Below are 17,070 nucleotides of genomic sequence, written 5' to 3'. Positions count from 1 at the left end.
CTTCCCGCGGACTTGATCCGCGGGTCGCTCTCCACGCGGCACAAGCGGATGAAGACCCCCCGGATCAAGTCCGGGGGAAGCGATTGTGAGTGGGTGAGGGGCGTGCCCCCCAACCACTAAGCAAAGGCCCGTGGCCATTGTACTCAAAACTTACCCTGGGCCTCTCAGGGAGAGGTGAGATTGGCGGAATGCCTTGGTCGAAAGGCCCAGGGTAGCTCTAGATCGCCAGATATTCGTGGCGAAGTTCGGTATTGTCGAGAACCTCCTTGGCGGTCCCGGCGAAGGCGACTTCGCCGGTATCGAGGATGACGGCGCGGTCGGCCAGCTTGAGGGCGGCCACGGCGTTCTGTTCGACGATAATGGTGGTGATGCCCAGCGGCTTGATCGAATGCAGGATGCGCTCGATCTCGTGAACGATGACCGGCGCCAGCCCTTCATAAGGCTCGTCGAGCAGCAGCAGCTTGAGGTTGCGGGCCAAAGCGCGGGCAATGGCCAGCATCTGCTGCTCGCCGCCCGACAGGGTCACACCCTCCTGCTTGCGGCGTTCGGCCAGCCGTGGGAAGCTTTCGTAGATCTGCTCAAGGCTCCAGCCATTGCCGGGCGCCACCTTGGCCAGGGCGATGTTCTCTTCTACGGTGAGACCCGAAATGATGCGGCGATCCTCGGGCACCAGCTGGATGCCGGCGCGGGCCGCTTCATAGGACTTCATCTGGTGGACGGCCTGGCCATCGAGCCAGATCTCGCCCTGCCGCATCTGCGGATTGTCGGTGCGGGCGATGGTGCGCAGCGTCGACGTCTTGCCGGCGCCGTTGCGGCCGAGCAAAGCCAGGATTTCACCCTGGCGGATGTCGAGCGATACACCCTGCACGATGTAGCTCTCGCCGTAATAGGCGTGCATGTCGCGGATCGAGAAGAAGGGCCGCGTGGTTTCGACGCTGGCGGCCTGGCTGTCCGACATGATCTGGGTCTCCATGGCGATGGCGCTCATCAATGGGCCCCCCCGAGATAGGCTTCCTGCACTTTGGGGTTGCCGCGCACCTGGTCGGGCGTACCGTCGGCGATGATCCGGCCCTGGGCAAGCACCGATATCTTGTCGGCCAGAGAGAACACGACATGCATGTCGTGCTCGATGATGACCTTGGTCATGCCGCGGCTCTTGATCTTTTTGAGCAGCTCGATCGTGGTGTTGGTGTCGTGGCGGCTCATGCCGGCGGTCGGCTCATCCAGCAGCAGCAGGCGCGGATGCTGGATCAGGCACATGGCCAGTTCCATGCGGCGCTTGTCGCCACGGCTGAGGCTGCCGGCCGCCATGTCGCGGCTGCTGTGCATGCCCACATCCTCGAGCATCGCCTCGGCTTCCTGGCGGATCGCGGTTTCCCGCTCCAGCGCCCGCAATATGTTGAATTTATACGCGCCGTCGCGGCGGGCGAGGGCGGGTATCATCACATTGTGCAGCACGCTGAGGTCGGTGAAAATCTCGGGTGTCTGGAACACCCTTGCGATGCCCATCTGGTTGATCTCATAGGGCTTGCGGCCGGTGAGAACATTGCCGTCGAACACGACGGCGCCGCTGCTGGGCGCCAGCTTGCCGATGATCACGTTGAGCAGGGTCGACTTGCCGGCCCCGTTCGGCCCGATGATGGCGTGGGTCTGGCCTTCCTCGACCTGCAGATCGATATCGGCGAGGGCATGCAGCCCCCCGAAGCGCTTGTGGACGTCGGCCACATGCAGAACGACATTACTTTTGGTTTCCGACATGACGCTCTCCTATTCCGCGGGGCTGGTCTTGAGGGCCCCGGTCGGGCCAGGCTCGCGCCGGTTTCGGAAGAGCGAGGAAAAGCGCCTTATGCCTTCCATGACACCACCGGGCAGGAAGACCACGACGAGGACGAAGATGAGGCCGAGCGAAAGCTGCCAGCCCTCGCCGACGAACTTGCTCGTTATGGCGACAACCACATCCTGTGCGCCCTGCGGCAGCCAGGAGAAGGTGTGATGCAGCATGGCATCGTTGAAGCCGGAGAAGATGTTTTCGAAATACTTGATCAGCCAGGCCCCGATGACCGGCCCGATCAAGGTGCCCACGCCGCCGAGAATGGTCATCAGCACCACTTCGCCCGATGCCGTCCACTGCATGCGCTCGGCCCCGGCCAGCGGGTCGGTTGCCGCCAGCAGCGAGCCGGCGAGGCCCGCATACATGCCGGAGATGACAAAGGCCGTCAGCGCATAGGGCCGGGTGTTGAAGCCGGTATAGTGCATGCGCGTCTGGTTGGACTTGATGGCGCGCAGCATCATGCCGAAGGGCGATACGAAAATCTTCTGGGCGATGTAGAAGGCAATGAGCAGGACCACGGCCACCACATAGAAGGCCTCGATGCCCGACATGCCCTGTCCCAGCAGCGACGGCGAGGGCAGGCCCGCGCCACGCTCGGAAAACATCAGGTCAAGAACGCGCGGGTCGTTCATGGTGAGCTGCAGGGCCGTCTCGCCATTGGTGATCGGCGTCAGCACCGAATAGGCGAGATTGTAGCACATCTGGGCAAAGGCCAGCGTCAGGATGGAAAAGTAGATGCCCGAGCGCCGCAGGCTGACAAAGCCGATGGCCAGCGCGAACAGGCCCGAAACGATGACTGCGAAGATCATCGCCGGGATGACGTTCATGGTCATCAGCTTGAAGGTCCAGACCGCGGTATAGGAACCGACGCCCAGAAAGGCGGCGTGACCGAAGCTGAGATAGCCCGTCAGGCCGAAGAGGACGTTATAGCCCACCGCGAAGATGGCGAAGATGGCGAACTTCTGCATCAGGCCGGGATAGGCGGCGCCGAACGGCACCAGCCAGACCGGCATGGTCAGCACGACAAGGGCGAAAACGGCCAGGGTGATGGCATCGCGCCGGGGCAGGTAGAAGATGTTCATGGCTCAGGTCTCCATGACGCCGCGGCGGCCCAGCAACCCACGCGGGCGCACAAGCAGGATGACGACGGCAACGAGGTAGATGATGATCTGGTCAATGCCCGGAATGATCGCCTTGATCTCGGTCATGGATGCGAAGGATTGCAGGATGCCCAGCAGGAACCCGGCGGCAACCGCGCCCGGCAGCGAACCCATGCCGCCGACCACGACGACCACGAAGCTGAGAACCAGGAAGTCCATGCCCAGGTGATAGTTGGGGGGCACGAGCGGCGTGTACATCACGCCCGCCAGCCCCGCGACGACGGCGGCCAGCCCGAACATGATGGTAAAGCGCCGGTCGATATTGATCCCCAGGATGCCGACCGTTTCACGATCCGCCATGCCGGCGCGCACCACCATGCCGAAGGTGGTCAGGCGCAGGAAGGCGAAGACCGCCCCGATAATGCTGGCCGAGAACAGGAAGTAGATGAGCCGCCATATCGGATAGGTGACCATGCCTGGCGTCAGGCCCAGCATGGCGCCGATATCGGCGCTGCCGCGCAGTTCCACCGGCATCGGCTGGGAAATCGGGTTGGCCCCGAAAATGGCCTTCACCACTTCCTGCAGCACGATGGCGAGGCCGAAGGTGACCAGGATTTGGTCCATATGGGCGCGCTTGTAGAAGTGCTTGATGAGACCGCGCTCCATGACGATGCCGATGACCAGCATGACCGGAATGGCCAGCAGGATCGAGATCGGCACCGACCAGTTGATCAGCACGGCGCCGAAGTCACCGAACCAGATCTGCGCCATGGGCGTCTTGATTTCGAGCGGAGCGCCCCAGGGCGACAGCTTCGTGGGATCCAGCGTCACCGTTTCGTAGGTGATGAACTGGCGGAAGGCCACGGCACAGAAGGCCCCCAGCATGAAGAGGGCGCCGTGGGCGAAATTGACGACGCCGAGCGTGCCAAAAACCAGGGTGAGGCCGAGCGCGATCAGCGCATAGGCGCCGCCCTTGTCGAGGCCGTTCAAAAGTTGCGCGAGGATGGTTTCCATCCGCCCGGCTCCTTAAATCGAGGGAACCCGGCTGCCTTGGCAGCCGGGCCGGATACGGTGCGAGTGGTCGATCAGGCGCACAAAGCCGCGTCGTAGGGGCCCAGTTCGCCCTCGAAGATCGAGGCGTCATAGTCGGCCACATCACGGCCCACCTTCTGCACGGTCTGCAGCACATCAAAGGTGGTCGAGGGGTTTTCGCGGCCCTGAACCACAAGCACTTCCTTGAGGCACTGATGGTCTTCGGCGCGATACAGGGTCTGGCCGTTGCCCATGCCGTCGAACTCGAAGCCTTCCAGCGCCTTGATCACTTCCGGCGGATAGAAGGTGCCGGCGCGTTCGACCGCGTCTGCATAGAGCAGGGCCTGCACATAGGACGTCTGCGCGATCTGGCTCGGCGGCTGACCATACTTGGCGCCGAACGAGCGGGTGAAGGCGCCGCTGGCGGCATCGTCAAGCTGCCAATCCCAGTTGGCGGTGCCGTAGATGCCCTTGATGGCCTCGCCGGCGCCCTGCGCCATGAGGTCGGACACGAGCGGCAGCACGATCTGGAAGTCCTTGCCGTTGGCCTGGCGGTCGCGCAGGCCGAACTGCACGGCCTGGGTCAGCGAGTTGACGCCGTCGAAGCCGTAGTGGTTGAGGATCAGCACGTCGGCGCCCGAATTCAGGACCGGCGTGATGTACTGGCTGAAGTCGCCGGCGCCAACCGGCGTACGCACGGCCGCGACGGTTTCCCAGCCCATGGCCTCGGTGGCGTTCTTGATCGATTCTTCCTGCGTCCAGCCCCAAGTATAGTCCGAGGTCAGGTGGTAGGCGCGGCGATCCTTGCCATAGGCTTCGCCCAGAACCGGCGCGATGGCCGTACCCGACTGGTAGGCGTTGAAGAAGTGACGGAAGCCGTAGCGCTTCTTGTCCTTGCCGGTGGTGTCGTTGGAGTGGGTCAGGCCCGCCATGTAGATGACGCCCATTTCCTGGCACAGCGCCTGCTCGGCAATGGCCACGCCCGAGGACGAGGCACCGCTGATCATGATGGCGCCATCGCGCTCGATCATGCGGCGGGCAGCGTCACGGCCGGCATCGGACTTGGTCTGGTCGTCGCCGGTGACGTAGGCCACCTTCTTGCCCAGGATGCCGTTGCCCTTGAGAGCCTTGGACGAGAAGGTCGGCAGCAGACCGCCATCGCCTTCGCCGTTGAGATGCTCGACAGCGAGCAGGAAGGCGCGCTGCTGGTCGGCACCCTCATCGGCATAGGCGCCGGTGAGCGGCATGACGAAGCCGAGCGTCACGGTGTCGCCGGTGGGATTGTTGCAGAATTCCTGCGCCCAGGCGCCCTTGGTGAACATCAGGGGCGCAACGCCCGAGCCGATAATGCCGGCCATACCGGTCTGCAGAACCCTGCGACGAGTCAGACCACGCTTCAAAAGTGTCATTGGTTTCCTCCTTTTGGCACGGGGCGACTGATACATGGCCAGCAGCTCACCGCGCGCAAATTATGGCCATTGGAAGAAAATGACGGCAATAGCCCATTGTAATTGCAGCGATATTCTGTAAATTGTTGTTCTTGTTGTGGGTTAGATTTGTTAATTCGTTGACTCGGGGCTTCCGTCATGCGCGCACCAATCGGCTTTCGCATCAGCAACAGACGGAAATCGCTCAAGATTTCCCAGGCGGCATTGGCGCGCCTGGTCGGCATTTCGCCGAGCTATCTGAACCTGATCGAGAACAACAAACGCGATATCGGCGGCGCCTTGCTGAACCGCGTGGCCGCGCAACTGGATATCGACATCGATGAACTGGCCGGCCGGGCCGAGCAGAAGCTGCTGCAGGACCTCGAAGAGGCCTTCGCCGACCCCATGGTCGAGTCGCTGCCATTCCGCCCCGACGAGCGGCGCGAACTGGTGGCGCAATACCCGGCCAGCGCCGCCGCCCTGGCGCGCCTGCATCGGGCCTATTCGGGCGCCATCGCCAATGCCGACGCCTATGCCGACCGGCTGCGCTCGGACCCGCTGCTGAGCCAGTTGCTGCACCAGATCCTGTCGGGCATTACCGCGGTGCGCTCCAGCGCGGAAATTCTCGAGGATGTCAGCGATCTCGACGATGCCGAGCGCCGCCGGTTCCGTGGGGCGATCGCCCGCGAGGCCCGCACCCTGTCGGATGTGGCCCGCAACCTGATCGGCCAGTTCGAGACCTCGAGCCGCAGCCGGCGCAGCGTCTCTCCGGCGCGCGAAATCGATGATCTCATCATCGAGCACAACAATCACTTTCCCGAGCTGGAACGGGTTGCCGGCGCGCTGCGGCAGGAGATCGAGCGGGCAGGGCCTTTCGGCATCGGCACGCTGACCGACTTGCTGGCAAGTGCGTTCGACATCTCGGTGGTGGTGGGCGGCGCGCCGCCGGACCCCGAATTTCCCGGCCAGTACCGGTTCGACGCGCTGCGGCGCGTGATGTGGTTCCAGGGCGCCTCGACCCTGGCGACGCGGCAATTCCAGCTCGCCCGGCTCTATGGCGAACTGGCCGCGGCCGATGCCATCACCCGCACGCTGGAAAGCGCGACCCTGTCGACGCCGACGGCCCGGCGGCTGGCCTCGCGCGCCATCGGCTCATACCTGGCCGGCGCCATGGTCTTCCCCTATTCGCGGGTGCTGGAGGATGCCGAGGCGGCTTCCTACGATATCGATCACCTGCGGCAGGTCTACCACGCCAGCTTCGAGCAGGTGGCCCATCGCCTGATGACGCTGCGCCGACCGGGCGAGGAGGGCATACCCTTCGGCTTCCTGCGCTCCGACCCGGCCGGAAGGCTGACCAAGCATTTTCCGCTGCCGGGCCTGCTGCTTCCCAATAGCGGCCATGCCTGTCCGCTCTGGGCCATTTATGGCGCCTTCCGCACGCCCGACACCATGCTGCGGCAGGTGGCGCGTTTCTCTGATGGGTCGCGCTACCTGTTCCTGGCGCGCACCGTGCAGCGGCGGGCCGGCTCCTTCCGCGAGCAGCCCGCCATGTCTTCGGTGATGCTGGCCTGCGACGTGCTGCATGCCGACCGCACCATCTATGGCTCGGGCCTCGATCTGCTGGATTTGTCGGCCGATATTCCGGTGGGGCCGAGCTGCCGGCTCTGCACGCGCCGCAACTGCGCCAGCCGCCAGGAAGAGGCGCTGTCGCCCGGCGGTGGCCGCGCCGAAATCCGGGCGCCGCTGCTTCCCGCCGATTTGGACCTTGGCGATCCGGCCTGATTGCGATTTAGTGCCGATACTCGCGGAGGGGAGACCGTGGGTGCACAGGGGGGATTTTGACAGTCGACATACTCATAGCCGAGGACGAACCGAGCATTCTCGAATCGCTCGACTTCATTCTGCGGCGCGCGGGCTGGACCATCAGCGCGGTTACCGACGGCGAGGCGGCGCTCGAGGGCGCGCGGCGGCTGCGGCCGCGCGTGCTGGTGCTCGACGTCATGCTGCCCAAGCGCAGCGGCTTCGAAGTGCTCAAGCAAATCCGGGCCGACCCCGAAATCCACACGCTGCCGGTGCTGATCCTCACGGCCAAGGGCCAGCAGCAGGACAGGCGTATCGCCGAGGAGTTCGGCGCCGACGTCTTCATCACCAAGCCCTATGCCAATGCAGAAGTCGTAGAGGCAGTCCGTCAGTTGTTGGGCGAAAATGGCGGAACGCCGTAAGCTTCGCGGCGGCATGCTGCTGCTGACCGTGCTGGGCGCGGCGCTGATGCTGCCGCCGCTGGTCTTTGTGTTCGACCAGCCTATCGCGCATTTCGGCATACCGCAGATCGTGTTCTACCTGTTCGCGGTCTGGGCCCTGCTGATCGCCGGCACGGCGCTGCTCACGCACGCTCTGCCGCCCGAGGGCTCCGACGCCGACAAGCGCGATGGTGAGCGCTGATGCTGTCCGCTGACTTCGTGATCGCGACCGCAGTGGGCTATGTCGGCCTGCTCTTCGTGCTGGCCTATTTTGGTGACCGCCGCGCGCGCGTCAATACCAAGTCGTTCCTGCATTCTCCGGCGGTCTATACGCTGTCGATCTCCGTCTATTGCACGAGCTGGACCTTCTATGGTGCCGTCGGCAATGCTGCGCGTTCGGGGCTGGAATTCCTCACCATCTATCTCGGACCGACGCTGGTTTTCGTCGGCTGGTGGTTCCTGCTGCGGCGGCTGGTTCGCATCAGTCACAACCAGCGGCTCACCTCGGTCGCCGACCTCTTGTCCTCGCGCTTCGGCAAGTCCAACCGGCTCGCGGTCCTCATCACCTGCATCGCCGTCATCGGCATCGCGCCCTATATCGCCCTGCAGCTCAAGGCCGTGACCTCGTCGATCCAGGCGGTGGCCGGGTCCTCCGAATTCGGGCGCGGCAGCCTCAAGGGGATCGACGATGTCGGGCTCGCGTTCGGCGTCGCGGCGGCCATGGCCCTGTTCACCATCCTGTTCGGCACGCGCCATGTCGACGCCAAGGAGCAGCATCACGGCGTGGTGGCCGCCATCGCCTTCGAGGCGGTGGTGAAGCTGGCGGCTTTGCTGGCCGTGGGCGTATTCGTGGTCTTTGTCGGCGGCGGCTTCGAGAATATTTTCAGCAAGGCCGCGGAGGTCGGCGTCGTCGTCGACGCCACCAATACCTTCGACTCGCGCTGGCTGACCACGCTGGCTTTGTCGGTCGCCGCCATCGTCTGCCTGCCGCGCCAGTTCCAGGTGACGGTGGTGGAAAATTCCGACGAGAACCACCTGCGCGTCGCGAGCTGGGCCTTCCCGGCCTATATGCTGCTGATGAGCCTGTTCATCCTGCCCATCGCCGTGTTCGGGATGACGACCATGCCCGATGGCTCCAATCCCGACATGTTCGCGCTGACCCTGCCCATGGCCTTCGGGCAGGACGCATTGGCGATGTTCGCCTTCATCGGCGGCTTCTCGTCGGCGACCTCGATGATCATCCTCGAATCCATCGCGCTGTCGATCATGGTGTCCAACCACATCGTCATGCCGCTGATCCTGCGCCTGAGCCCGGCGGGCAGCGGGGACGGGCAGGGGGTGACCAGCCTGCTGCTGATCGCCCGGCGCTTCTCCATCGTGCTGATCCTGTCGCTGGGTTTCTTCTACTTCTTCTTCACCCGCGATTCCGATGCGCTGGCGCCGATCGGGCTGATTTCCTTCACCGCCATCGCCCAGTTCTTTCCCGCCGTCATAGCCGCCCTGTTCTGGCGGGACGCTTCGCTCAAGGCCGCGACCGCGGCAATCGCCGCCGGCTTCGTGTTCTGGGTGTGGTGCAGCTTCCTGCCGTCCTTCGAATCGGTATCGCCGCAGGTGGCCATGCTGCTCGACCGCGGGCCGTGGGGCATTTCCTGGCTCCGCCCCGAGGCCATGTTCGGGCTCGACGGGATCGACCCGCTGGCCCATGCGGCCTTCTGGAGCCTCCTGGTCAACGTGCTGACGCTGACGCTGGGATCGCTGCTCACTACCCAGTCGGCGCTGGAGCGCATCCAGGCCAGCGTCTTCGTCGACGTATTCAAGCGCGGGCAGGCGACGCGCGGCAATTTCGTGCGCGGCTCGGCCACCGCCAATGACCTGTTCTTCGTGGCCGAGCGCGTGCTGGGGGAGCGACGCGCCGCCGCCCTGTTCGAAACCGAGGCGCGCGACAGCGGCGTCGACCCCGACATGCTGGAGCCCTCGCCCGAATTCATCGGCCGGCTGGAGCGCGAGCTGGCCGGCTCCATCGGCGCCGCCTCGGCCCATGTGATGCTGTCGAAAGTGGTGTCGGGCAGCGATGTGTCGCTGGAAGAAATGATGCAGATGGCCGACGAGACCCAGCAGGTCATCGAATATTCCCAGCAGCTCGAAAAGACCTCGGCCGAACTGCGCTCCACGGCGCGCCAACTCGAGGATGCCAATGCGCAATTGCGCGAACTCGACAGCCAGAAGGACGAATTCCTGAGCCAGGTGAGCCACGAAGTGCGCACGCCGATGACCTCCATCCGCTCCTTCTCGGAAATCCTGCTCGATAGCGACGATATCGACGTGGACCAGCGCCAGCATTTCGTCTCCACCATCCACCAGGAAAGCCTGCGCCTGACCAAGCTGCTCGACGAAATCCTAGACCTCAGCGCATTGGAGCGTGGCGAGCGGACCTGGGACAACGTGCCCATAGACGCCGAGGCGGCGCTCGACCGCGCCCTTGCGGTCTGCGAGGCGCTGTTGCGCCAGCGCGGCATGAAGGTGGAACTGGGCGAGCGGGCGCAGCCGACCATGGTGGAGGGCGACGCGGATCGGCTGTGCCAGGTGTTCATCAACCTCATTTCCAATGCGGTGAAATACAACGACTCCGACAAGCCGGTCATCCGCATCACGTCCACCATCAAGGCGGGCAGCTATGTGGCCAAGATTGCCGATAACGGGCCGGGCATCGCCAAGCGCGAGCGCAAGCTGATCTTCGAAAAGTTCTGGCGCGGGCCGGGCGGCATGGCCGATCAGGGCGGAGCGGGCCTCGGGCTGGCCATCTCGCGGCAGATCGTGGCCCGCATGAACGGCGCACTCGACCTCGTGCCGGGGCCGCTGCCCGGCGCCTGCTTCCGCATAAGGCTGGCGGTGATGAAATAGCCGGCTAGTGGTGCCCCTCGTCGGGAATGTTGAGCAGGTGCCCGCAGGCCTTGCAGTGGACGGCGTCCGGGTCGTGCTTCTGCAGCCCGCATTGCGGGCAGGGGAAATGCACCTTGGCGGGCCGGAAGATCGCCTGCGCCAGGCGCACGAACAATGAAATGCCCGTTATCATGATGGCAATGGAAGCCAGCTTGCCCCAGGTGCCCGGCAGCACAATGTCGCCGAAGCCGGTCGTGGTGACGGCGGTGACCGTGAAATAGAGGGCATCGACATAGCCGGCAATGCTGGCATGTTCGCCCCGATTGGCGAAGGCCGTATAGACGAAGCCGGTCACCACGAAGAGGAAGACCAGCAGGTTGATCACCGCCTGGACTGGTTCCTGGTAGCGATCGAGCCCGCGTTTGCGCAACGGCCGCCAGAACGTGCCGGTGCGTGTCAGCGTCCACAGGCGCATGATACGCAGGAACCCCAGATTGATCAGCCAGGCCGGCGCCAGCAGCGTCGCCAGGATGAAGACGTCGATAATGACGGGCATCTGCCGCAGCCAGCGCAGGATATCGGTGGAGGCCAGCGCCCGCGCGACGAGATCGGCCGCCAGCAGGGCCGCGATGGAATAATCGATCCACAGGAACGAATCGTCATTGCGCAGCAGCGGCGTGGCGATGAAGAAGGCGATGATCGCCAGGTCGACGATCAGCACGGCAAACTGGAAGCGCTGCGCGCTGGGCGACGGGCTGTGATAGAGCAGCCGCAAGGTGGAGCGCAGCCGGGCAAAGCCCCTGATGTCCTCGTCCTTGTCGCCGTTCACCGGCTTGTCCTGCTGCTTGCCCATATATTCGCCTTGCCAGCCCTCAACGGCGGGCGCAAGACACTGTTCCCGTTCGGGGCATGACAATCAAGGTATTCCAGCGATGACTCTTTCCGTCTACGGCATGACCGTGCCGATCTTCACCCGCATGCTGACCAACCTGCTGGCCGTCATGGACAAGGCCGAGGCCAATGCGGCCGAGCGCAAGGTCGATACGCTGGTGCTGTCCAACATGCGGCTGGCGCCGGACATGATTCCGTTTCGCGGGCAGGTGATGATCGCCACCGACCACGTGAAGGGCTGCGTGTCGCGCCTGGCCGGCCGCGAGGTGCCGTCCTGGCCCGACACCGAGGAGACGTTCGACGAGCTGCGCGCCCGCATCCGCAAGGCCCTCGACCTCCTGGCGACGATCAAGCCGGCCGATCTCGACGGCGGCGACACGCGCGAAGTGACGCTGAAACTGGGCGGCAAGGACGTCGCCATGTCCGGCCAGGCCTACCTGACCGAGCGGGCGCTGCCGAACTTCTTCTTCCACGTCACCACTGCCTACGCCATCCTGCGCCATGCCGGCGTTCCGATCGGCAAGCGCGACTACATCGGCTGACCATGCCTAGTTATTGCCGCCCCTGGGCGGGGGCTGGGGCGTCGGTGTCGGAGCCGGCTGGGGCGTAGGCTGCGGGGTGGGTACGGGTAGCGGGGTGCCGCTATCGGTGCTGCTCGGTGAAGGCGCCCCCTCGTTCTCCTCGGCACACAGGGCGGCGCCGCCGACCCGGAAGGGCCGCAGCAGCGGCGCCTGGAAGCGCGCATAGCGGAACTGGAAGCTCAGGGGCAGGCGCTGCGGGTCGCTGCGCACGAAGAGGCTCACCGCGTCGCGACTGGCGGTGGCGACTTCGCAGCGGCGGGTGACCTCCTGGCAGAGTCCGCCCGCATTGCAGAGCTGCAATGCCCCCTCATAGAGCATGACTTTGGTATCGCCCCGCTCGACGATAATGTCGAATTCGGTGCCGCGCACAGCGATGGCGGCGGTTGGCGTGTGGATGGAATAGGCCGGCTTGGGGCTGTTGCCGGTGATGAAGCGGAACGAGCCGCCCAGCGCGTTGACCGTCAATTGCTGGGCGGTATTGCCGGATGCCATCAGATAGGCCTCGATCACCAGCGCGCTATGCGGGCCAACGACCAGCCTTGTGTCGTCGTCGAAGACGATCTGCACCTGTCCCGACGGGCCGGTAACGATGCGTTCGCCCACCGAGACATCCGCACCCACTTCGAGGATGCGGTCGGTGGAATTGAGCTGCGCTACCGCGTCCGGGTTGACGCCGACGGCCGTACCTTCCCCGGCCGCAAAGGCAGCGGATGCCGCGGACGACAGCAGAACGACAAGCAAATGTCTCAACAGAAGCTGTTTCATCATGGCCTGCTTGTTGCAACCCGCAACTGAACGCTGTGTGAACGCAGTATTGGCTCCACCTTAGCAAAAGCGGGCAAGTGTCCGGAAGCGTCTGAAATGTCACGAAATCGGCGGCCATGACTGGCCCGGCATGCGGGAAAAGCGCCGTCCCTGTTGCCGTTGCCGCGGCCAGCAGCTATTTGCAGGCGATTGCGGCACTCCGCCCGCCAGCCCAGCAAGAGGCAGCCATGAGAAAACTGGCATTCGTCATACCCGCCTATAATGAAGAGGCGCTGATCGGCAAATGCCTCGACTCCGTGGTGGCGGAAATTGCCCGCTCCGGCGCCGATGCCGACATCATCGTGGTCAACAATGCCTCGACCGACCGCACCGGCGAGATCGCCCGCAGCTTTCCCACGGTGCGCGTGGTCGATGAGCCCAAGAAGGGCCTGGTCAATGCCCGCGATGCCGGCTTTGCCGCCAGCGAAGGGTTCGAGCTGATCGCCAACATCGACAGCGATACCATCGTGCCGTCGGGCTGGCTCGACACCGTGCTCGACGAATTCGCCCGCGATTCCAGGCTGGTCTGCCTCAGCGGCCCCTATGTCTATTACGACATGAGCGCCTGGAGCCGGGTCCTGGTGAACATGTTCTATGGGCTGACCTGGCTGATCTATGTCATCAATCGCTACGTGCTGCGCGTCGGCTCGGTGGTGCAGGGGGGCAATTTCGTGTTCAAGCGCGCCGCCTGGCAGCAGGTGGGCGGCTATGACCGCACCATCCAGTTCTTTGGCGAGGATACCGATGTCGCGGTGCGCCTGTCCAAGGTGGGCAACGTCAAATGGACCTTCGCGCTCAAGATGAAGACGTCCGGACGACGCCTTGAAAAGGAAGGCGTGTTCCGCACGGCAGGCACGTATACGCTGAACTTTTTCTGGGTGACCTTCCGCGGCAAGCCGGCGACCAAGGACTATACCGACATCCGCCCCGACTAGGCTGGCAAACAATAGCGCGCGATTCACGCGCCTTGGTCAGCCGATGTTAAGTTTCCCAACAGGAGGGAATCATCGGATGCTGATCGCGCGCTAGAATGGGTTGCCGCATGGAGCGGCAGAGGGCCGGAACGCCATGTCGATCCCCTCGCAACTGCCCCAGCTCGTCACCGCCGCCCGCACCGGGGCGCTGCAGGCATTGGCCTTGCAATCAGGACAGGTGCTGGACGCCAAGGTCATCGGCCCCGCACCCAACGGCGGCATGCAGGTCGAGATCAAGGGCCAGTTGCTGAACCTGGTACTGCCCACGCTGGTCAAGGCAGGCGAAACCATCAGGCTGGAAGTGCAGGGCAGCGGCGCGCAACTGCGCCTGGCATTGCAGGCTGCAACCACGCCCGCAACCATGCCCGCTGCATCGCCCGCCAGTCCGGCGCCTGCCGCGCCCGGTCCGCAGGCCAATATTCCCCTGCCGTCGCCGGCAAGCACCGCCTCACTATCGCCGCAGCCGGGTGGCGCAATTCCGGCGGCCGCCGCGGCGCAGCCATCGACAGCGCCGCCGCCGATACCGGTGTCACAGCCGCCGAATGGGGCAGTCATTCCATCCGCATCACCCACCAGCAGCGTTACTGCGCCGGCGCCGACACCGGCGACCTTGCCACAAGGGGCGGCCCCTGCCGCGCTGGCCGCTCCTGTAGCGACGCCGGCCACATCGCCCGCCGCTGTACCGCCGCCTGCCGCCCAGCCGGCGGTCGCCGCGCCACCACCGCAGCCGACAGCCGCAGCGCCGGGCTATCCCCAAGCGGCGACGACGCCCGCGCTTCGCAATCCATTGGCGGCAGCCGTGGCCGCAACGGCGACCGTACCGGCCCGGCCTGCCGCGCCGGCGGCCGTAGCCGGCGCCGTACGCCCGGTGGTCGCCACCACGGTTACGGCCAACGCCACAGCACATTCCTCGCCGGGTAATGCGATGCCGCAACAGCCAGCCCCGCCGGCGCCGACGCCGCAGGCCGCCCTGGCCCAGATGGTGCAGGCCTCGGTGCCGCGGCAGGGTTCGGTTATGGCGCTGACCACGGCGCTTTCCAGCATTGCCGGAAGGGTGGTGCTGCCCGAACCGGTCGTGCGTGCTGCTCAGCAGGTGCTGGCGGCCCGTACGGCCATCGATGGTCCGCGTTTCGACGGCACTGCGTTGCAAGCGGCCGTTCGCGGCTCCGGCGTGTTCCAGGAGGCCAATCTGGCGCGAGGCCAGCCGCTGTTGCAGCTGGACATGAAATCGGCGCTGCTGGCCTTGCGCCAGACGCTGACCTCATGGCTGGGCCAGCAGGCGCCGGTTGCCCCCGTTGCTCAAATTCCACCGCCACTACGCGGCAGCACGCCAAGGGCGCGCGCCGCCGAAGCGCCGCCGCTCGATCCGAAGGCGGCACCCGAGGTGGTGGGCAAGCATTTGCTGGAGCGCACGGAATCGGCGCTGGCGCGGGTGCGGCTGCATCAGCATGCCTCGCTGCCCGATCCGGTGGGTCGCAGCGCGGATTTGAGCATGGACCTGCCGGTAATGGTGGGGACGCACCAGACGCTGATGCAGCTCCAAATCCACCGCGACCAGCATAACGAGGCCGAAACCGCCGCCGAGCGCGGCTGGCAGATGCGCTTCGCCCTCAGCCTGCCCGATATGGGCGAGGTCGGGGCACAGGTCACTCTGCGGGGCGGGGCTGTGGGAGTCATGCTGTGGGCCACCGAACCGGCTGCCTCGGCTGCGCTCGACGCCGAGATTGCCACGCTCCGCGAGGCATTGACCGGGGCGGGTTTGCAGGCCAGCGCCATCATCGTCCGCCACGGCGAACCGCTCGCTGCCCCCTCCGCCCCTTCTGGCCATTTCGTGGATGCGCGCACATGAGCGACGAGAGCAAGCCCCGCGCCCTTGCCGTGGCGCTGCAATACGAGAAGGGGACGCGCGACGCGCCGCATGTGGTCGCCAAGGGCCGGGGACTCCTGGCCGACCGCATCGTCGAACTGGCGCGCGACAGCGGGGTCGTCATCGAGACCAATCCGGTACTGGCGGAAGCGCTGAGCGGTGTCGAGCTCGACGACACCATCCCATTGGAACTCTACGAGGCCGTGGCCATCGTCATCGGCTATGTATTGCGGGTCAGCACAAACAAATAGCCCCGCAAACCAGCGGCTTGCGGGGCCTAATTCATGCGTGACGTTCGGGTTACTGAACGCCGAGCATCTGCTTGGTGGCCTGCTCGGCCATATCGCCGGCCTGCTTGACCTGTTCGGCGGTCAGGCCCTGCGCCGTCGCAGCATCCTCGGCTGCCTTGCGGGCGGCAGCGATGGTCTCGGCCTTCTGTTCGTCGGTCATGGTCGCGGCCTGCTGCTGGATGGCCTGCATGGCCTGCTCCGGCGTGACGGCGGTCGTATTGGCGGCCGGGGCCACTGCCGGCTCGGCAGGAGCCGGGACGACAACCTCCGCTGCCGGAGCGGTATCGGTGGCTTCGGCCGGCGTTTCCGGATTGCTGCAGGCGGCGAGGGTGAGCATGGCGACGGCGGCGAGCGGCAGGAGGATCTTGGTGGTCATCGGTGTTTTCCCTGTGGATTCGGCGACTTGAGCGGCCGATCACAGTCTCGTTACACCGCCGCTTCCGGCAAAGTTTGGGCCGAGTGATGGCATTTCCGAGGCGGCCTTGCGCAAACCGCAAAGGGGCCATTGCAACGACTGGAAACGGTTACCACTTCTTGTGCATCACCAGTCGCTCAGGGAGTGGGCACATGCAGAACCAGCAAGACCAGCAGGCCATCGACGGGCTGTTCGACCGCATCGAGGACGTGGCCCGCAACAGCCCACGGCGCGATCGCGATGCCGAGGCGCTGATCCAGCAGCGGCTGCGCGAATTCGCCCCGGCGCCCTATTACATGGCGCAGACCATCCTTATCCAGGAGCAGGCCCTGCAGCAGGCACAGCAGCGCATCGAGCAGCTTGAAGCCAGCCAGCGGCCGGGCGGCGGCTTTCTCGGCGGCCTGTTCGGCGGGGATGACGCGCCGCAACGACAGCCAACGCGCCGCCGCGGGCCGTGGGATCGTCAGCAGGGCGACTATGACGACCGGCGCGGGCAGGGCGGCGGCTTTCTGGCCGGAGCAGCCCAGACAGCCATGGGCGTCGCAGGCGGCATGCTGCTCGGCAGCGCCATCGCCGGCATGCTGACCGGCGGCGCTCACGCCCAGGAGCATGGCGGCGACGCCCCCGCCGACCAGGACTATGATACCGGCGGCGATGATTTCGATGACGGCGACTTCGACATCGGCGGCGATTTCTAAACCGCATCTGAACGGGCGTCCCAGCGCCCATTCAGCCCGT

At 65.2% G+C, this 17,070-nt stretch carries 17 protein-coding genes; 9 read left to right on the top strand and 8 right to left on the bottom strand.

Translation table 11 applies throughout. The features are described from left to right. Positions 1–217: 217 nt before the first annotated feature. From ASD80_RS14780 to ASD80_RS14760, 5 genes are all read right to left on the bottom strand, one after another. On the bottom strand, positions 218–958 hold the full coding sequence (locus tag ASD80_RS14780; RefSeq protein WP_056234488.1) for an ABC transporter ATP-binding protein: 741 nt from the start codon (positions 956–958) through the stop codon (positions 218–220). Positions 959–987: 29 nt separating this feature from the next. Further along, positions 988–1,758 carry an ABC transporter ATP-binding protein gene (locus tag ASD80_RS14775; protein WP_056234280.1) on the bottom strand — a complete coding sequence of 257 codons (771 nt, stop codon included), beginning with the start codon at positions 1,756–1,758 and terminating at the stop codon, positions 988–990. Between the two features lie 9 nt (positions 1,759–1,767). After that, on the bottom strand, positions 1,768–2,913 hold the full coding sequence (locus ASD80_RS14770) for a branched-chain amino acid ABC transporter permease (protein ID WP_056234277.1): 1,146 nt from the start codon (positions 2,911–2,913) through the stop codon (positions 1,768–1,770). Between the two features lie 3 nt (positions 2,914–2,916). Next, the gene (locus tag ASD80_RS14765; RefSeq protein ID WP_056234274.1) at positions 2,917–3,945 is read right to left on the bottom strand and encodes a branched-chain amino acid ABC transporter permease; all 1,029 of its coding nucleotides are present in this window, start codon (positions 3,943–3,945) and stop codon (positions 2,917–2,919) included. A gap of 71 nt (positions 3,946–4,016) precedes the next feature. Further along, positions 4,017–5,372 (bottom strand): substrate-binding protein, encoded by a 1,356-nt coding sequence (locus ASD80_RS14760; RefSeq protein WP_056234270.1) that lies wholly within the window; start codon positions 5,370–5,372, stop codon positions 4,017–4,019. A 177-nt stretch (positions 5,373–5,549) separates the two neighbouring features. Here ASD80_RS14760 and ASD80_RS14755 point away from each other — a divergent pair, with 177 nt between their 5' ends. From ASD80_RS14755 to ASD80_RS14740, 4 genes are read left to right on the top strand one after another with little or no spacing between them, the layout of a single operon-like run. Continuing rightward, a complete protein-coding gene (locus tag ASD80_RS14755) occupies positions 5,550–7,172 on the top strand; it encodes a helix-turn-helix domain-containing protein (protein WP_056234269.1) in 1,623 nt (540 codons plus the stop codon). A 56-nt stretch (positions 7,173–7,228) separates the two neighbouring features. Then, positions 7,229–7,612 (top strand): response regulator transcription factor, encoded by a 384-nt coding sequence (locus ASD80_RS14750; RefSeq protein WP_056234267.1) that lies wholly within the window; start codon positions 7,229–7,231, stop codon positions 7,610–7,612. Further along, positions 7,596–7,832, top strand: coding sequence for a hypothetical protein (locus tag ASD80_RS14745; protein WP_156460474.1), 237 nt, complete (start codon positions 7,596–7,598; stop codon positions 7,830–7,832). The genes ASD80_RS14750 and ASD80_RS14745 overlap by 17 nt, the downstream gene beginning before the upstream one ends. Beyond that, the gene (locus ASD80_RS14740; protein WP_056234261.1) at positions 7,832–10,531 is read left to right on the top strand and encodes a sensor histidine kinase; all 2,700 of its coding nucleotides are present in this window, start codon (positions 7,832–7,834) and stop codon (positions 10,529–10,531) included. The genes ASD80_RS14745 and ASD80_RS14740 overlap by 1 nt, the downstream gene beginning before the upstream one ends. Positions 10,532–10,535: 4 nt before the next feature. Here the strand turns inward: ASD80_RS14740 and ASD80_RS14735 are convergent, their stop codons facing one another. Next, positions 10,536–11,363: an ion channel gene (locus tag ASD80_RS14735; protein ID WP_056234258.1), complete on the bottom strand. Its 828-nt coding sequence runs from the start codon at positions 11,361–11,363 to the stop codon at positions 10,536–10,538. A gap of 79 nt (positions 11,364–11,442) precedes the next feature. Between ASD80_RS14735 and ASD80_RS14730 the strand changes: the two genes are divergently transcribed. Next, positions 11,443–11,943 (top strand): DUF1993 family protein, encoded by a 501-nt coding sequence (locus ASD80_RS14730; protein WP_056234255.1) that lies wholly within the window; start codon positions 11,443–11,445, stop codon positions 11,941–11,943. A gap of 6 nt (positions 11,944–11,949) precedes the next feature. On the opposite strand, the gene ASD80_RS19205 is transcribed toward ASD80_RS14730, so the two are convergent. Further along, on the bottom strand, positions 11,950–12,750 hold the full coding sequence (locus tag ASD80_RS19205) for a FecR domain-containing protein (RefSeq protein WP_082555320.1): 801 nt from the start codon (positions 12,748–12,750) through the stop codon (positions 11,950–11,952). A gap of 224 nt (positions 12,751–12,974) precedes the next feature. Between ASD80_RS19205 and ASD80_RS14720 the strand changes: the two genes are divergently transcribed. From ASD80_RS14720 to ASD80_RS14710, 3 genes are all read left to right on the top strand, one after another. Further along, positions 12,975–13,721 (top strand): glycosyltransferase family 2 protein, encoded by a 747-nt coding sequence (locus ASD80_RS14720; RefSeq protein ID WP_056234485.1) that lies wholly within the window; start codon positions 12,975–12,977, stop codon positions 13,719–13,721. Between the two features lie 133 nt (positions 13,722–13,854). Next, on the top strand, positions 13,855–15,609 hold the full coding sequence (locus tag ASD80_RS14715) for a flagellar hook-length control protein FliK (RefSeq protein WP_056234248.1): 1,755 nt from the start codon (positions 13,855–13,857) through the stop codon (positions 15,607–15,609). Next, positions 15,606–15,878 carry an EscU/YscU/HrcU family type III secretion system export apparatus switch protein gene (locus tag ASD80_RS14710; protein WP_056234245.1) on the top strand — a complete coding sequence of 91 codons (273 nt, stop codon included), beginning with the start codon at positions 15,606–15,608 and terminating at the stop codon, positions 15,876–15,878. The genes ASD80_RS14715 and ASD80_RS14710 overlap by 4 nt, the downstream gene beginning before the upstream one ends. A 49-nt stretch (positions 15,879–15,927) precedes the next feature. On the opposite strand, the gene ASD80_RS14705 is transcribed toward ASD80_RS14710, so the two are convergent. Beyond that, a complete protein-coding gene (locus ASD80_RS14705; RefSeq protein WP_056234242.1) occupies positions 15,928–16,293 on the bottom strand; it encodes a hypothetical protein in 366 nt (121 codons plus the stop codon). Positions 16,294–16,484: 191 nt separating this feature from the next. Here ASD80_RS14705 and ASD80_RS14700 point away from each other — a divergent pair, with 191 nt between their 5' ends. Further along, complete coding sequence (locus tag ASD80_RS14700; protein ID WP_056234240.1) at positions 16,485–17,030, top strand: DUF2076 domain-containing protein; 546 nt, start codon at positions 16,485–16,487, stop codon at positions 17,028–17,030. Positions 17,031–17,070: the final 40 nt, after the last annotated feature.

This window comes from Devosia sp. Root635 (assembly GCF_001427605.1).
In the GTDB taxonomy this organism is placed as follows: Bacteria; Pseudomonadota; Alphaproteobacteria; order Rhizobiales; family Devosiaceae; genus Devosia.
The sequence above is the reverse complement of the archived record's forward strand: the minus strand, read 5'-3'. Positions and strand labels throughout refer to the sequence as shown.

Coding starts and splice junctions, on each gene's coding strand:
- ASD80_RS14780 (WP_056234488.1), bottom strand. CDS start 958: ATGTCGGACAGCCAGGCCGCCAGCGTCGAAACCACGCGGCCCTTCTTC.
- ASD80_RS14715 (WP_056234248.1), top strand. CDS start 13,855: ATGTCGATCCCCTCGCAACTGCCCCAGCTCGTCACCGCCGCCCGCACC.
- ASD80_RS14765 (WP_056234274.1), bottom strand. CDS start 3,945: ATGGAAACCATCCTCGCGCAACTTTTGAACGGCCTCGACAAGGGCGGC.
- ASD80_RS14770 (WP_056234277.1), bottom strand. CDS start 2,913: ATGAACATCTTCTACCTGCCCCGGCGCGATGCCATCACCCTGGCCGTT.
- ASD80_RS14700 (WP_056234240.1), top strand. CDS start 16,485: ATGCAGAACCAGCAAGACCAGCAGGCCATCGACGGGCTGTTCGACCGC.
- ASD80_RS14760 (WP_056234270.1), bottom strand. CDS start 5,372: ATGACACTTTTGAAGCGTGGTCTGACTCGTCGCAGGGTTCTGCAGACC.
- ASD80_RS19205 (WP_082555320.1), bottom strand. CDS start 12,750: ATGATGAAACAGCTTCTGTTGAGACATTTGCTTGTCGTTCTGCTGTCG.
- ASD80_RS14735 (WP_056234258.1), bottom strand. CDS start 11,363: ATGGGCAAGCAGCAGGACAAGCCGGTGAACGGCGACAAGGACGAGGAC.
- ASD80_RS14745 (WP_156460474.1), top strand. CDS start 7,596: ATGGCGGAACGCCGTAAGCTTCGCGGCGGCATGCTGCTGCTGACCGTG.
- ASD80_RS14730 (WP_056234255.1), top strand. CDS start 11,443: ATGACTCTTTCCGTCTACGGCATGACCGTGCCGATCTTCACCCGCATG.
- ASD80_RS14705 (WP_056234242.1), bottom strand. CDS start 16,293: ATGACCACCAAGATCCTCCTGCCGCTCGCCGCCGTCGCCATGCTCACC.
- ASD80_RS14755 (WP_056234269.1), top strand. CDS start 5,550: ATGCGCGCACCAATCGGCTTTCGCATCAGCAACAGACGGAAATCGCTC.
- ASD80_RS14710 (WP_056234245.1), top strand. CDS start 15,606: ATGAGCGACGAGAGCAAGCCCCGCGCCCTTGCCGTGGCGCTGCAATAC.
- ASD80_RS14740 (WP_056234261.1), top strand. CDS start 7,832: ATGCTGTCCGCTGACTTCGTGATCGCGACCGCAGTGGGCTATGTCGGC.
- ASD80_RS14720 (WP_056234485.1), top strand. CDS start 12,975: ATGAGAAAACTGGCATTCGTCATACCCGCCTATAATGAAGAGGCGCTG.
- ASD80_RS14775 (WP_056234280.1), bottom strand. CDS start 1,758: ATGTCGGAAACCAAAAGTAATGTCGTTCTGCATGTGGCCGACGTCCAC.